The 13,828-nt window shown below is 63.2% G+C and carries 11 protein-coding genes; 3 read left to right on the top strand and 8 right to left on the bottom strand.

What is annotated here, in order from left to right:
- Positions 1 to 15: 15 nt before the first annotated feature.
- Complete coding sequence (locus tag FQ664_RS07310; protein ID WP_144171195.1) at positions 16 to 2,046, top strand: sensor histidine kinase; 2,031 nt, start codon at positions 16 to 18, stop codon at positions 2,044 to 2,046.
- A gap of 1 nt (position 2,047) precedes the next feature.
- Positions 2,048 to 2,614: a cob(I)yrinic acid a,c-diamide adenosyltransferase gene (locus tag FQ664_RS07305; RefSeq protein WP_144171193.1), complete on the top strand. Its 567-nt coding sequence runs from the start codon at positions 2,048 to 2,050 to the stop codon at positions 2,612 to 2,614.
- A 138-nt stretch (positions 2,615 to 2,752) separates the two neighbouring features.
- On the opposite strand, the gene FQ664_RS07300 is transcribed toward FQ664_RS07305, so the two are convergent.
- The 4 genes from FQ664_RS07300 to secA all read right to left on the bottom strand — a co-directional run bounded on the left by FQ664_RS07300 (position 2,753) and on the right by secA (position 8,534).
- Positions 2,753 to 3,697 carry a Nudix family hydrolase gene (locus FQ664_RS07300; RefSeq protein WP_144171191.1) on the bottom strand — a complete coding sequence of 315 codons (945 nt, stop codon included), beginning with the start codon at positions 3,695 to 3,697 and terminating at the stop codon, positions 2,753 to 2,755.
- Entirely contained in the window at positions 3,694 to 4,326 is a 633-nt protein-coding gene (locus tag FQ664_RS07295; protein ID WP_144171189.1) for a glutathione S-transferase family protein, read from the bottom strand. Before FQ664_RS07295 ends, FQ664_RS07300 begins: the two co-directional genes overlap by 4 nt.
- Positions 4,327 to 4,408: 82 nt before the next feature.
- A complete protein-coding gene (gene argJ / locus FQ664_RS07290) occupies positions 4,409 to 5,626 on the bottom strand; it encodes a bifunctional glutamate N-acetyltransferase/amino-acid acetyltransferase ArgJ (RefSeq protein WP_063913299.1) in 1,218 nt (405 codons plus the stop codon).
- Positions 5,627 to 5,798: 172 nt separating this feature from the next.
- The gene (gene secA / locus FQ664_RS07285) at positions 5,799 to 8,534 is read right to left on the bottom strand and encodes a preprotein translocase subunit SecA (protein ID WP_144171187.1); all 2,736 of its coding nucleotides are present in this window, start codon (positions 8,532 to 8,534) and stop codon (positions 5,799 to 5,801) included.
- 371 nt (positions 8,535 to 8,905) lie between these two features.
- Here secA and FQ664_RS07275 point away from each other — a divergent pair, with 371 nt between their 5' ends.
- Positions 8,906 to 9,361: a DUF721 domain-containing protein gene (locus FQ664_RS07275; RefSeq protein ID WP_144171340.1), complete on the top strand. Its 456-nt coding sequence runs from the start codon at positions 8,906 to 8,908 to the stop codon at positions 9,359 to 9,361.
- 47 nt (positions 9,362 to 9,408) lie between these two features.
- On the opposite strand, the gene lpxC is transcribed toward FQ664_RS07275, so the two are convergent.
- The 4 genes from lpxC to FQ664_RS07255 form a co-directional block, all read right to left on the bottom strand.
- Positions 9,409 to 10,320: a UDP-3-O-acyl-N-acetylglucosamine deacetylase gene (gene lpxC, locus FQ664_RS07270; protein ID WP_063913302.1), complete on the bottom strand. Its 912-nt coding sequence runs from the start codon at positions 10,318 to 10,320 to the stop codon at positions 9,409 to 9,411.
- 112 nt (positions 10,321 to 10,432) lie between these two features.
- Positions 10,433 to 11,629 (bottom strand): cell division protein FtsZ, encoded by a 1,197-nt coding sequence (gene ftsZ / locus FQ664_RS07265; protein ID WP_003260772.1) that lies wholly within the window; start codon positions 11,627 to 11,629, stop codon positions 10,433 to 10,435.
- A 55-nt stretch (positions 11,630 to 11,684) separates the two neighbouring features.
- Complete coding sequence (gene ftsA, locus FQ664_RS07260; RefSeq protein WP_015271706.1) at positions 11,685 to 12,941, bottom strand: cell division protein FtsA; 1,257 nt, start codon at positions 12,939 to 12,941, stop codon at positions 11,685 to 11,687.
- A 14-nt stretch (positions 12,942 to 12,955) separates the two neighbouring features.
- Positions 12,956 to 13,825 (bottom strand): cell division protein FtsQ/DivIB, encoded by an 870-nt coding sequence (locus tag FQ664_RS07255; protein ID WP_012274056.1) that lies wholly within the window; start codon positions 13,823 to 13,825, stop codon positions 12,956 to 12,958.
- Positions 13,826 to 13,828: the final 3 nt, after the last annotated feature.

Below are 13,828 nucleotides of genomic sequence, written 5' to 3'. Positions count from 1 at the left end.
GACATTGCCTAGCCCATGACCTTGCGCCAACGCCTGGAAAACCTCCCGGTCGGGCAGAAGCTGCTGGCGGCCCTGCTGGTGTTGCTGGTGACCATCCTGCTGGTGGCCAACCTTACCTTCATCAGCGCCGCCTACTGGATCACCCAGGAAAGCATGGCACCGCAGGCGCTGCACACCATCGGCCGGCTGGTGGCCACCCCGCAACTGGCGGCCCGCGCCGGCGACTCCCCGGACACCGCCAGCGCCCTGCTCAAGGAACTGGACAGCTACACGCCGCTGCGCGCCGCCGCCGTCTATGGTGGCGATGGCCGCATCCTGGCGCAGTTGCAGCACGGCGAACCGCTGGCTCTGCCCAAGCGTTTTCGCGACATCGACAGCTGGCGCCTGATGGAGTTTCGCAGCACCCAGCTGATCCGCATGCCGCGTGACGCCAACCCGCCGGCGCACCTGCTGCTGGTCGCCAGCAGCGAATTGCCCACGGCTTTCTACACCGGCACCCTTAGTGCCAGCCTGGGCATCCTGGTGTTCAGCATCCTGCTGTGGATCATCATCGCCCGGCAGATCAAACGCCTGATCACCCAGCCGATCAACCAGCTCGAAGAGCTCAGCCGCCAGGTCACCCGCGAAGAGAGCTATGCCCTGCGTGCCCAGCGCGGCAACGACGACGAAATCGGCAGCCTGGCCGAAGCGTTCAACACCATGCTCTCGCGCATCGAAGCCCGCGAACAGCAGCTCAAGCGCACCCGCGACGAGTTCCAGGAGGCCTATGATCAGGCCCAGGGGCTGGCCGAGGAAACCCGCCACACCAACCGCAAGCTGGAGCTGGAAGTCCAGGTGCGCAGCAAGATCGAGAAAAAACTCACCGGCTTCCAGAACTACCTCAACAGCATCATCGACTCGATGCCCTCGGCACTGATCGCCCTCGACGAACAGCTCTACGTGACCCAGTGGAACCACGAAGCCACGGTGCTTTCCGGCACGCCCCTGGACGAAGCACTTAACCAGCCGATCTTCATCGCCTTCGAGCCGCTCAAGCCGTTCTTGCCGCAGCTGAAGGAAACCGTGGAAAAACACCGGGTGGCGAAGATCGAGCGGGTCACCTGGCCCAAGGGCGACGACCTGCGCCACTACGCCCTGACCTTCTACCCGCTGACTGGTGGCGGCGGCCGTGGCGTGGTCATCCGCATCGACGACATCACCCAGCGCCTGTCGCTGGAAGAAATGATGGTGCAATCGGAGAAGATGCTTTCGGTCGGTGGCCTGGCCGCCGGCATGGCTCACGAGATCAACAACCCGCTGGGCGCGATCCTGCATAACGTGCAGAACATTCGCCGGCGCCTGTCACCAGAGCTGCCGCGCAACCAGGAGCAAGCCGAAGAACTGGGCATCGACCTGCCCACGGTCAACCGCTACCTGGAGAGCCGCGAAGTGCCGCTATTGCTCGACGGCATCCAGCAGGCCGGTGCCCGGGCGGCGAAGATCGTCACCCATATGCTCAGTTTCAGCCGCCGCAGCAACCGCCAGTTGGCGCCGTGCGACCTGCCGGCACTGATCGACCAGGCGGTGGAGATTGCCGGCAACGACTTCGACCTGGCCATCGGCTTCGACTTCAAGGGCCAGGCCATCGTGCGCCAGTTCGACCCCGAACTCGGGCAGGTGCCGTGCACCGCCAACGAACTGGAGCAGGTGCTGCTCAACCTGCTGAAAAACGCCGCCCAGGCCATCCACCAGCGGCCGCAGCCGAGCGAGCCCGGACGCATCACCCTGCGCACCCGCTTGAACCCGCCATGGGCGGAAATCCAGGTCGAGGACAACGGCGTCGGCATGCCCGAGGGGGTGCGCAAGCGCACCTTCGAGCCGTTCTTCACCACCAAGGAAATCGGCCAGGGCACTGGCCTGGGCCTGTCGGTCTCGTACTTCATCATCACCAACAACCACAAGGGGCAGATGGAAGTGCAGTCCACGCCCGGCCAGGGCACCTGCTTCACCCTGCGCCTGCCCCTCGGCCAGCCGGCAACGGCGGCGCCGGCCAGAACGGAGAAGTGATATGGGCTATCGCCTGTCAAAAATCTACACCCGCACCGGCGACAAAGGCGAAACCGGCCTGGGCGACGGACGCCGGGTGCCCAAGGACCATCCACGGATCGAGGCGATTGGCGAGGTGGACAGCCTGAACAGCCAGCTGGGTTTGCTGCTGGCGGGGCTGGCCGAACAAGAGCTGGATGAAGTGAGCGCGGTTTTGGCGCCATGTCAGCACCGCTTGTTCGACCTGGGCGGTGAGCTGGCGATGCCCAGTTATCAGGCGTTGAACCTGGCGGAGGTGGAACGGCTGGAAGCGGCGATCGATGTTTGGAACGAAGAGCTGGGACCGCTGAAGAACTTCATTTTGCCCAGTGGCTCGGCGCTGGTGGCCCAGGCGCATGTGTGCAGAAGCCTGGCGCGCAGTGCCGAGCGGCGGTGTCAGCAGTTGAATGCGCTGGAGCCGTTGCCGGGGGTTGGGTTGGCGTACATCAACCGGCTTTCGGACCTATTGTTTGTGGCGGCGCGGATCATTGGACGGCGGCAGGGGGTGGCTGAGGTTTTGTGGCAGCCTGCTGAAAAGCCTAAAGGCTGAAAGTGCTGGGGCTGCTTTGCAGCCCATCGCCGGCAAGCCAGCTCCCACAGAGAGCGCACAGGGTTTGAGGTCTGTGCCGTCACTGTGGGAGCTGGCTTGCCGGCGATGGGCCGCAAAGCGGCCCCAATTACAGGCGACTCAGATCTCGGGCCAGAACGCCCGGATCCCGGCAACACCCTGTGCTCCCGCTTCCCAGGCCTGCTCACGCTCACCCGGCCCTACCCCACCCAGCAGGTAGACCGGCTTGTTGAACCCAGTGATCAACCGCTGCGCCTCGTCCCACCCCAGTGGTAGCGCCTCGGGGTGAGTCCGAGTCGCCTGCACCGGCGACAAGGTGACGAAGTCCACACCCATCTGCTCCGCCAGCGCCAGCTCTTCGGCACTGTGGCAGGATGCCGCCAGCCAGCGTTCCTTGGGGAACGGCCGGCCGTTGGCGGCATACTTGCGCAGTTGTGCAGCCGTCAGGTGCCAACCTGCCGCAGGGAAGTCACCCAGCCACTCCAGCGGCCCCTTGAGCATCAACTGCGCCTTGCCCGCGCACAGGCCGACCGCATCCACCGCCACATCGCGGTACTTGGGGTCGTACATGTCCGGGGCACGCAGCTGGATCAGGCGAATGCCGCTGGCCACCGCCTTCTGGATGCCCTTGAGCATCTGCGGTACTTCCAGGCCATCGGGGGTGATCAGGTACTGCTCCGGCAAGCGCGCGGCGGCAACGATCGGTTTATTGGCCTCGGGGAACTCGTACTGGGGCAAATCGCGCGGGGCAACCCATTCCAGCGGCTGGCCCTCGGCGCCATGCGGCTCGCCACTGAACGCCTCGACTTCGCGCACGTCCAGCAGCACCTGCTTGTCCGGGTAGTCGTGGCTGACCTTGATCAGCGCGCGCGAACGGCTTACCTCGATGCCCAGCTCTTCGCGCAGCTCACGGGCCAGCGCCGCCTCGACGCCTTCACCCTGTTCAACCTTGCCGCCCGGGAACTCCCACAGGCCACCCTGGTGCTGGGTATCGGCCCGGCGTGCGATCAGAATGCGGCCATCAGTACCGCGAATGACAGCCGCTACAACATGAATCCGTTTCACCCTTCACGCTCCGCCAGGCCAGCCTGCTGCCAGGCCTGGAAGGCCGGCCACTGGTAAATGGTTTCGATATAGGCCGCAGCATCCGCAGGCACTTCCACGCGGTAGGTACGCAGGCGCACCGCCACCGGGGCGAAGAAGGCATCGGCCAGGCTCGGCTTGCCGAACAGGAACGGGCCACTGTCCTTGGCCACCAGCCGGCATTCGGACCACAGTGCGACGATACGGTCGATATCGATTTGTACCTCCAGCGGTACGCTGTCCAGCGCCTGGTCGCGCGACAGGTCGAACGGCATGGCGCCGCGCAAGGCGAAGAAGCCGCTGTGCATCTGCGCGCAAGCCGAACGGGCCTGGGCCCGGGCCGCCACATCGGCAGGCCATAGCTGGGCATCGGGGTGCTGTTCGTTGAGGTATTCGGCAATGGCCAGCGAGTCGGCGATCACACCGTGCTCGGTCTTGAGCAGCGGTACCTTGCCGGTGGCGGAGAAGGCGAGGATGCGCTGACGGGTGTCAGGCTGGTTGAGTTTGATCAGGGTTTCTTCGTAAGGCACACCAGCCAGCTCGAGGGCCAGGGCGCCACGCAGCGACCAGGAGGAATACAGCTTGTCGCCGATGATCAGGTGATAGCTCATGGTTCGGCTCCATGTATCTGGGATTTTGGGGCTGCTTTGCAGCCCTTCGCGGGCTTGCCCGCGAAGCGGCCCCAGTATTAGATCAGGTACGGTACTCGGCGTTGATCTTCACGTACTCGTGGGACAGGTCGGTGGTCCAGATGGTTTCGCTGCACTGGCCACGGCCCAGTTCGATACGGATGGTGATCTCTTCCTGAGCCATTACCTTGGCACCCTGGTCTTCGGTGTAGCTTGGGCTGCGGCCGCCTTTGCTGGCAATGCACACGCTGTCCAGGTACACATCGATCAGGCTCACATCCAGCTCCGGTACGCCGGCACGGCCAACGGCAGCGAGGATACGACCCCAGTTCGGGTCGGAGGCGAACAGCGCGGTCTTGATCAACGGCGAGTGGGCCACGGCGTAGCCGACGTCCAGGCACTCCTGGTGGTTGCCGCCGCCGTTGACCTGCACGGTAACGAACTTGGTAGCGCCTTCGCCGTCACGGACGATGGCCTGGGCCACTTCCATGCACACCTCGAACACCGCCTTCTTCAGCGCTTCGAACAGTGCGCCGCTGGCTTCGGTGACTTCCGGCAGGTTGGCCTTGCCGGTGGCGATCAGCATGCAGCAGTCGTTGGTCGAAGTGTCGCCGTCGATGGTGATGCGGTTGAACGACTTGTTGGCGCCGTCCAGCATCAAGTCCTTGAGCACCTTTGGTGCCACCTTGGCGTCGGTAGCGATGTAGCCGAGCATGGTGGCCATGTTCGGGCGGATCATGCCTGCACCCTTGCTGATGCCGGTGACGGTAACGGTCACGCCATCGTGCTGGAACTGACGGCTGGCACCTTTGGGCAGGGTGTCGGTGGTCATGATGCCGGTGGCGGCTTCGGCCCAGTGGTTTTCCGACAGGTTGTCGAGGGCGGCCTGCAGCGCACCTTCGATCTTCTCGACCGGCAGCGGCTCGCCGATTACGCCAGTGGAGAACGGCAGTACCGACTCGGCCGGTACGCCGGCCAGTTCGGCCAGCTTGGCGCAGGTGCGCTCGGCGGCGGCCAGGCCTGGCGCGCCGGTGCCGGCGTTGGCATTACCGGTGTTGGTCAGCAGGTAGCGCACGGTGCCCTGCACACGCTGCTTGGACAGGATCACCGGCGCTGCGCAGAAGGCGTTGAGGGTGAACACGCCAGCCACGCTGGAGCCTTCGGCACAGCGCATGACCACCACATCCTTGCGCCCGGGGCGCTTGATGCCGGCAGAAGCGATGCCGAGTTCAAAACCCGGAACCGGGTGCAGGGTGGGCAAAGGACCAAGACCAACAGCCATTAGAGCGCTCCTAGAAATTACGGTTGATATCGAAAAGCGGGGCCGCTTCGCGCCCCATCGCGACACAAGGCCGCTCCCACATGGGACGGCGCAGCCTTGCGGCTGTGCACCATCCCTGTGGGAGCGGCCTTGTGTCGCGATAGGGCCGCGAAGCGGCCCCATTCAGGTCAGATCACTCGATCTGCCCGTGGCAATGCTTGAACTTCTTGCCCGAACCACACCAGCACGGCTCGTTGCGGCCCAGTTTCTGTTCGTTGCGCACCGGTGCCGAGGCGACGGCCACTTCGGCGCCCTCCTCGCTCAGTTGCTCGCTTTCCAGACCCGGAGCAGCGGCGTGCTGGAACTGCATGCGGCTGGCCAGTTCCTCGGCCTCGCGGCGCAGGCGGGCTTCCTCTTCGGCCGGGTCTTCGCGGCGTACCTGAACGTGCGACAGCACACGGATGGTGTCGCGCTTGATCGACTCGAGCAGCTCCTGGAACAGGCTGAAGGATTCGCGCTTGTACTCCTGCTTCGGGTTCTTCTGCGCATAACCACGCAGGTGGATACCGTGACGCAGGTGATCCATGGTCGACAGGTGGTCTTTCCACAGGTCGTCCAGCACGCGCAGCAGGATCTGCTTCTCGAAGGTACGCAGGGCTTCGATACCGGCCTGGTCTTCCTTCTCGGTGTACGCAGTGGTGATTTCGTTCAGCAGCTTCTCGCGCAGGGTCTCTTCGTAGAGGTGATCGTCCTCGTCGAGCCACTGCTGGATCGGCAGCTTCATGGCGAAATCGCTGGCCAGCGAAGCTTCCAGGCCGGCCACGTCCCACTGTTCGGGCAGCGACTGCGGCGGAATGTGCTGGCTGATGGTAGCGTCCAGGACTTCTTTGCGGAATTCGACGATGGTGTCGCCGATGTTCTCGGCGGCCAGCAGGCTGTTGCGCATGTGGTAGATCACCTTGCGCTGCTCGTTGGCCACGTCGTCGTATTCCAGCAACTGCTTGCGGATATCGAAGTTGCGGCCTTCGACCTTGCGCTGGGCCTTCTCGATGGCGTTGGTGACCATGCGGTGCTCGATGGCCTCGCCCGACTGCATGCCCAGCGCTTTCATGAAGTTCTTCACCCGGTCAGAGGCGAAGATCCGCATCAGGCTGTCTTCCAGCGACAGGTAGAAGCGGCTGGAACCCGGGTCGCCCTGACGGCCGGAACGGCCACGCAGCTGGTTGTCGATACGGCGCGATTCGTGGCGCTCGGAAGCGATCACATGCAGGCCACCGGCTTCGATCACCTGCTGGTGACGCTTCTGCCAGTCGGCCTTGATCTGGGCGATCTGCTCGGCGGTCGGGTTTTCCAGGGCAGCCACTTCGGCTTCCCAGTTACCGCCCAGCAGGATATCGGTACCGCGGCCGGCCATGTTGGTGGCGATGGTCAGTGCACCCGGGGCACCGGCTTGCGCGATGATCTCGGCTTCCTTTTCGTGATACTTGGCGTTCAGTACCTTGTGCTCGATGCCTTCCTTCTTGAGCAGGTTCGACATGTGCTCGGAAGTTTCGATGGTCGCGGTACCCACCAGGATCGGACGGCCCTGCTTCATGCTTTCCTTGATGTCGGTGATGATCGCAGCGTATTTCTCGTCGGCGGTCAGGTACACCAGGTCGTTGAAGTCTTTACGCGCCAGTGGCTTGTTCGGCGGGATGACCATCACGTTGAGGGCGTAGATCGACTGGAACTCGAACGCTTCGGTGTCCGCGGTACCGGTCATGCCGGACAGCTTGGTGTACAAGCGGAAGTAGTTCTGGAAGGTGGTCGAAGCCAGGGTCTGGCTCTCGGCCTGGATGTTCAGGTTTTCTTTCGCTTCGATGGCCTGGTGCAAGCCTTCGGACAGGCGACGACCGGGCATGGTACGGCCGGTGTGTTCGTCGATCAGCAGGACCTGGCCGTCCTGGACAATGTACTCGATGTTGCGGTGGAACAGCTTGTGCGCGCGCAGGCCGGCGTAGACGTGGGTCAGCAGGCTCAGGTTGTGCGCCGAGTACAGGCTCTCGCCCTCGGCCAGCAGGCCGGACTGGGTGAGCATTTCCTCGATGTACTGGTGACCGGCTTCGTTCAGCTCGACCTGGCGGCTCTTCTCGTCGATGGTGAAGTGGCCTTCCTGGGTGACCTGGCCTTCCACTTCTTCGATGTGCTGGGTCAGGCGCGGGATCAGGCGGTTGATCTCGATGTACAGCTTGGAGCTGTCTTCGGCCTGGCCGGAAATGATCAGCGGGGTACGCGCTTCGTCGATCAGGATGGAGTCGACTTCGTCGATCACGGCGAAGTTCAGTTCACGCTGGAACTTCTCCTCCTGGCTGAACGCCATGTTGTCGCGCAGGTAGTCGAAACCGAATTCGTTGTTGGTGCCGTAGGTGATGTCGGACGCGTAGGCGGCGCGCTTTTCTTCCGGCGGCTGGAAGGCCGAGACGATGCCGACCGACAGGCCGAGGAACTCGTACAGCGGGCGCATCCAGTTGGCGTCGCGGCGGGCCAGGTAGTCGTTGACGGTGACCACGTGCACGCCCTTGCCGGACAGTGCGTTGAGGTACACGGCCAGGGTACCGACCAAGGTCTTGCCTTCACCGGTACGCATTTCTGCGATCATGCCCTCGTGCAGGGTCATGCCACCGATCAACTGCACGTCGAAGTGGCGCATGCCCATCACGCGCTTGCCGGCCTCACGGGCCACGGCGAAGGCTTCAGGCAGCAACTGGTCCAGTGTCTCGCCTTTGGCCAGGCGCTCCTTGAACTCTGCGGTCTTGCCCCGCAGTTGCTCGTCGGAGAGGGCCACCATCTTCTCTTCGAGAGCATTGACGATGTTCACCGTCTTGAGCATGCGTTTGACTTCACGCTCGTTCTTGCTTCCAAAAAGTTTTTTTAACAAAGGCGCAAACATATCGGCAGGATCTTCCACACGTAGGGATGGAGGGCGGCCCCATGAGTCGCCCGTGCAGCCCTGAGGCCGCATGCGAACGAGCATTCTACCCGGAAACGATGGTGAGGAAAGTGGTGGATTGCCACGATGCTTGTACAGCGTTTTGGCGGGGGCTTGTTTTAGATAGGGGTATTTTCCCTGAGTTCAAGGTTCGGGAAGATGAAACGTATCGAGAATGAGTTGCATCTTTCTGGCCTGTCCTGGCCTCTTCGCGGGTAAAGCACCGCCCTTGATGTATAGGTGATCCTGTGGGAGCGGGTTCACCCGCGAAGAGGCCAGTGCAGGCTATAGAGATGTTAGACTGCGGACCATGTAACCTCATGCGTACCCCCATGGCCTACAAACCCTCCCCCGCCCAGCCACCCTCGGCCCTGCTCCGCCAGGTGCGCCCGCTGCGCCTGCTGCTGAACCAGGCCGAACGCCTGGAACACCTGCAGCGCCTGCTGGAAAGCCAGCTGCAACCGGCTGCCCGCGAGCACTGCCACGTGGCGTCGTGGCGTGACGGCACCTTGCTGCTGGTGGTAACCGACGGCCACTGGGCAACCCGCCTGCGCTACCAGCAGAAGCGCTTGCTGGCGGCATTGCAGGGCATGGAAGCCTTCGGCAACCTCAGGCGCATCCTGTACAAGGTGCAGCCGCCGCTGGTGCCAGCCAAGCGTGCTGGCCATGCTGCAGAGCTGTCGAACAACGCAGCCGAGAGCCTGCGCGATACTGCCGAGGGCATCACCGACCCCAAACTGCGCGCAGCACTGGAACGATTGGCCGCCCACGCCCAGGACAAGCCATAAAAAAGGCCACCCGAAGGTGGCCTTAATGAACTAGAGAGTGTTCGAACTTACACGGCCGCAACAGGGCGCATGTACGAGATCGGTGCCGTGCTGGCATCTTCGAAAGTGACCACTTCCCAGGCGTCTTTCTCGGCGATCAGCTTGCGCAGCAGCTGGTTGTTCAGCGCGTGTCCGGACTTGTAGCCCTTGAACTCGCCGATCAGGCTGTTGCCCAGCAGGTAGAGGTCGCCGATGGCGTCGAGGATCTTGTGCTTGACGAATTCGTCTTCGTAACGAAGGCCGTCTTCGTTGAGCACGCCGTCCTCATCGACCACGATGGCGTTCTCGACACTGCCACCCAGCGCAAGGTTGTGCTTGCGCAGGTACTCGATGTCACGCATGAAACCGAAGGTACGCGCGCGGCTGACTTCCTTCACGAACGAGGTGCTGGAAAAGTCGACGCTGGCGCTCTGGGTCCGGTTGCGAAGCACCGGATGATCGAAGTCGATCTCGAAGCTCACCTTGAAGCCGTCGAAAGGCAGGAAAGTGGCGCGCTTGTCGCCCTCTTCCACAGTCACCTCACGCAGGATGCGGATGAACTTCTTGGCTGCGTCCTGTTCTTCCAGGCCGGCAGACTGAATCAGGAATACAAAGGGTCCGGCGCTGCCATCCATGATCGGCACTTCCGAGGCGGAGAGCTCGACGTAGGCGTTATCGATGCCCAGGCCCGCCATGGCGGAGAGCAGGTGCTCGACCGTATCGACCTTGACGTCACCGTTGACCAGCGTCGTCGACATGGTTGTCTCGCCGACGTTGGCCGCGCGCGCCGGGATTTCGACCACAGGGTCGAGGTCGGCGCGGCGGAAGACGATGCCGGTGTCAACAGGTGCAGGCTTGAGGGTCAGGTAAACCTTCTCCCCGGAGTGCAGACCGACACCTGTGGCACGGATGGTATTCTTCAGGGTGCGTTGTTTAATCATGGCATTGGCCGCTTCAGCGCAAATTGCGAACAGGTATCAACAAAGGCTGGGGATGATAACAGACCCAACCTTTGATGAATACCAATCACCTTTATACCCCTGATAAATTCCATTAATCAGCCTGACGACGCAGGAATGCCGGGATATCGAGGTAGTCCAGGTCATCCTGAGGGTTCAGTTTAGCGGCTGCTGCAGCACCTGCATGGGCCTGGTTGCGCATTACGGTCGGGCGCTCCAGGTCACGGTAGTTGACCGCAGGCTGCTCCTGGCGAACCGGCGCCGGGTTGGACGCTTCGTACACCTGCTGGGCAGTCTGCAGGGTGTTGTCGACCACCTTCACAGGCTTCTCGATGCGCGCGCCCAGGCCGGTGGCCACTACGGTCACGTGCAGTTCGTCACGCATGTCCGGGTCGATCACGGTGCCGACCTTGACCATGGCGTGGTCGGAGGCGAAGGCTTCGATGATGCTACCCACGTCGGAGTACTCACCCAGCGACAGGTCCGGGCCTGCGGTGATGTTCACCAGGATGCCGCGGGCGCCCTGCAGGTTGACGTCTTCCAGCAGCGGGTTGCGGATCGCTGCCTCGGTGGCTTCACGCGCACGGTTCGGGCCGCTGGCGCAGCCAGTACCCATCATGGCCATGCCCATTTCACCCATCACGGTACGCACGTCGGCGAAGTCGACGTTGATCATGCCCGGGCGCTTGATGATATCGGAGATACCGCGCACGGCACCGGCCAGTACGTCGTCAGCCTTGGCGAAGGCGGACAGCAGACTGGCATCCTTGCCCAGGATGGTCAGCAGCTTCTCGTTGGGGATGGTGATCAACGAGTCGACGCTTTCAGCCAGCATGCGGATGCCTTCATCGGCGATCTGCATGCGCTTGCGGCCTTCGAACGGGAACGGACGGGTCACCACGGCAACGGTGAGAATGCCCATTTCCTTGGCCACTTCGGCGATGATCGGCGCTGCACCGGTACCGGTACCGCCGCCCATGCCAGTGGTGATGAACACCATGTTGGTGCCCTGCAGCACTTCAGCGATGCGCTCACGGTCTTCCAGCGCGGCCTGGCGGCCGACTTCCGGATTGGCACCGGCACCCAGGCCCTTGGTCACGCCAGTGCCCAATTGCAGGATGGTGCGCGCGCCGATGTTCTTCAGCGCCTGAGCATCAGTGTTGGCGCAGATGAATTCCACGCCTTCGATGCTGCTCTTGACCATGTGGTTGACGGCATTGCCGCCACCACCGCCAACACCGATCACTTTGATGACCGGGCTTTGCGGGACGTTGTCTACGAGCTCGAACATTTTCCCTCTCCTTACAGTTCTCTAGTTGTCGCGCCTACCACTACTGCTTTGAAACTTAGAAGTTGCCCTGGACCCAGCGCTTGAAGCGTTCAAGCACTGGAGCCTTCGGTTCATCGCCATAGCTGTTGTTGCTGCTGTTACCGGTCAGGGGCAGGTCTTCGGTCTGCTTCTGCAGGCCGTAGGTGAGCAAGCCCACGCCGGTGGAATAGATCGGGTTGCGAACCACGTCGCTAAGCCCCCGAACGCTGTGCGGCACGCCCAGGCGTACCGGCATGTGGAAAATTTCCTCGGCCAGTTCCACGGCGCCTTCCATCTTCGCGGTGCCGCCGGTGAGGACGATGCCGGCCGGCACCAGGTCCTCGTAGCCGCTGCGGCGCAGTTCGGCCTGGATCAGGGTGAAGAGCTCGTCGTAACGTGGCTCCACCACCTCGGCCAGGGCCTGGCGCGACAGCTCGCGCGGTGGGCGATCACCCACGCTCGGCACCTTGATGGTCTCGCCCGCACCAGCCAGTTTGGCCAGGGCGCAGGCGTAGCGGATCTTGATTTCTTCGGCGTACTGGGTAGGGGTACGCAGGGCCATGGCGATGTCATTGGTCACCTGGTCGCCAGCAATCGGGATCACCGCAGTGTGACGGATCGCGCCCTCGGTGAAGATGGCGATGTCGGTGGTGCCGCCACCGATGTCCACCAGGCACACGCCCAGCTCTTTTTCATCGTCGGTCAGCACCGAGTAGGCCGAAGCCAGCTGCTCAAGGATGATGTCGTCGATTTCCAGGCCGCAGCGGCGTACGCATTTCTCGATGTTCTGCGCCGCGTTGACCGCGCAGGTGACCACATGGACCTTGGCTTCCAGACGTACGCCAGACATGCCCAGCGGCTCGCGCACGCCTTCCTGGTTGTCGATCACGTAGTCCTGCGGCAGGGTGTGCAGCACGCGCTGGTCGGCCGGGATGGCCACGGCCTGGGCGGCGTCGAGTACGCGCTCCAGGTCGGCCAGGCTGACCTCGCGGTCGCGGATGGCGACGATCCCGTGGGAGTTCAGGCTGCGGATGTGGTTGCCGGCCACGCCGACGAAGGCCGAGTGGATGCGGCAGCCGGCCATCAACTGCGCTTCTTCCACGGCGCGCTGGATCGACTGCACGGTGGACTCGATGTTCACCACCACGCCTTTTTTCAGGCCGCGGGACGGATGGGTACCGATCCCGACGATTTCCAGGGTGCCGTCCTCGCCCACTTCGCCCACCAGCGCCACCACCTTGGAGGTGCCGATGTCCAGCCCGACGATCATTTTGCCGCTATGCGCGTTTGCCATGGTCCTGCCTCTCTCTAATTCTTCGCAACGGCGGGTTGGGCCGTCGTCGGTGCAATCGGTTCCCGCCAACCAACGGCAAGTCCGTTGGAGTAACGCAGATCAATGCGGGCGATAGTGGTGATCTGGTCTTTGAGTGTTTTGTCGTAAATGGCAATGAAACGGCGCATCTTCTCCACCAGATGATCGCGCCCCAGCAGCAGCTCGATGCCCGGCCCGGCGCTGCTCGCGCCCGTGGTCAGGAACCAGCTGCCTCGCTCGCGCAGCTCCAGGCGAGCGATGGAAAAGCCCAGGGGGCGCAGCATCTGGCTCAATACCTGATACTGCTGCATCACTTGTTGCTGAGCACGCTGCGGCCCGGCCAGCTGCGGCAGGTGCTCGTAGTTGGCCAGTTCGCGCGGGGTGAAGGCCTGGCCCTGGTTGTTGAGCAAGGCTTCGTCACCCCAGCGTGCCACCGGCAACTGTTCTTCCAGGCGGATCACCACCTCGTCGGGCCACACCCGGCGCACTTCGGCATGCGCGATCCACGGCATCTGTTCGAGCTCTGCGCGCATCGCCGGCAGATCGACACTGAAGAAGCTCGCCGCCACGTAGGGCGCGATACGCTGCTGCACCGACTGCTGGCTGATGTAGCTGAGGTCGCCCTGCACGTCGATCTTGGTGATCGGCCGGTCGGCGTACGGCATCAGGCGGATGGCGCCCTCGTAGGCACCAAACCCGGCCGCTACCAGCAGCACCGGCCACAGCAGGCGCTTGAGGCCACCCAGGCTTGGCCGCGGCAGGCGCGCCGATACGGGCTCGTCGGCCACCAGCCGGCTGGCACCACGCGGCACCGGCTTGCTACGGCCGGTAACGGGTTGCTGCTGACGTATCATCGCGCCTTGCATGGT

The sequence above is a fragment of the Pseudomonas persica genome (assembly GCF_900291015.1).
GTDB lineage: Bacteria > Pseudomonadota > Gammaproteobacteria > Pseudomonadales > Pseudomonadaceae > Aquipseudomonas.
Note: the sequence above shows the minus strand (reverse complement) of the source record. Positions and strands in the feature narration are given on the sequence as shown.

Coding starts and splice junctions, on each gene's coding strand:
- ftsA (WP_015271706.1), bottom strand. CDS start 12,941: ATGGCAAACGCGCATAGCGGCAAAATGATCGTCGGGCTGGACATCGGC.
- FQ664_RS07255 (WP_012274056.1), bottom strand. CDS start 13,825: ATGCAAGGCGCGATGATACGTCAGCAGCAACCCGTTACCGGCCGTAGC.
- FQ664_RS07275 (WP_144171340.1), top strand. CDS start 8,906: ATGGCCTACAAACCCTCCCCCGCCCAGCCACCCTCGGCCCTGCTCCGC.
- secA (WP_144171187.1), bottom strand. CDS start 8,534: ATGTTTGCGCCTTTGTTAAAAAAACTTTTTGGAAGCAAGAACGAGCGT.
- argJ (WP_063913299.1), bottom strand. CDS start 5,626: ATGGCTGTTGGTCTTGGTCCTTTGCCCACCCTGCACCCGGTTCCGGGT.
- FQ664_RS07305 (WP_144171193.1), top strand. CDS start 2,048: ATGGGCTATCGCCTGTCAAAAATCTACACCCGCACCGGCGACAAAGGC.
- ftsZ (WP_003260772.1), bottom strand. CDS start 11,629: ATGTTCGAGCTCGTAGACAACGTCCCGCAAAGCCCGGTCATCAAAGTG.
- FQ664_RS07295 (WP_144171189.1), bottom strand. CDS start 4,326: ATGAGCTATCACCTGATCATCGGCGACAAGCTGTATTCCTCCTGGTCG.
- lpxC (WP_063913302.1), bottom strand. CDS start 10,320: ATGATTAAACAACGCACCCTGAAGAATACCATCCGTGCCACAGGTGTC.
- FQ664_RS07310 (WP_144171195.1), top strand. CDS start 16: ATGACCTTGCGCCAACGCCTGGAAAACCTCCCGGTCGGGCAGAAGCTG.